This is a genomic window from Halomonas sp. ND22Bw, from assembly GCF_003011945.1.
In the GTDB taxonomy this organism is placed as follows: Bacteria; Pseudomonadota; Gammaproteobacteria; order Pseudomonadales; family Halomonadaceae; genus Halomonas; species Halomonas halophila.
This window is the reverse complement of sequence record NZ_PXWD01000058.1, coordinates 1-616: the sequence shown is the minus strand read 5'-3', so window position 1 is coordinate 616 and position 616 is coordinate 1. Positions and strand designations below refer to the sequence as shown.

At 73.1% G+C, this 616-nt stretch carries 1 pseudogene; it reads right to left on the bottom strand.

Features of this window, described 5'->3' with window-relative positions:
- Nucleotides 1-166: 166 nt before the first annotated feature.
- Nucleotides 167-616: pseudogene (locus CVH10_RS16945) on the bottom strand (hypothetical protein); the annotation flags it as partial.

Sequence of the window (616 nt, the reverse complement as noted above, 5' to 3'; positions counted from 1 at the left end):
GCCGCTACCTCGCGAACCGCCAAGCCCGGCGCCAGCGCGAGATCGATTACGGCTCGCGGGTCCAGCCCCGCGACACCGGCTACGGCCCAGGCCAGGGCGCCGGCCGCCGCAGCTACAGCTACTGACGACCGGGCGCCGCCGACGGGGCCTTTCCCGGAGGACGGCGTCAGGCTCCGATCGCGGCCTCGGGACGGACCGCGAACCAGAGCACGTGACGGGGGCCGAGGGGGCCCCCGTTCGCGTAGATGCGCGCTTCTTCAACGGTGAAGCCGTGCAGGCGCAGGCGCGCCTTGAAACGCCGGTCGGGCTTGCCCGACCAGACCCCCAGGATGCCGCCGCGCGTCAGCGCGTAATGCGCGCGCCGAAGGCCCCAGCGGTCGTAGAGCCGGTCGTTCTCCCGCCGGGTCATGCCCGAGGGGCCGTTGTCGACGTCCAGCAGGATCGCGTCGAATCGCTCGGGGCCCGACTGGATCACGCGGTTTACGTCGTCCTCAACGATCTCGACGCGTGGATCGTCGAGGCTGTCTGCGAACAGATGCGCGAGGGGGCCGCGCGCCCAGGCCACCACGGCGGGGACGAGTTCGGCGACCACCACGCGGGCGTCGGGCCCCAGGGC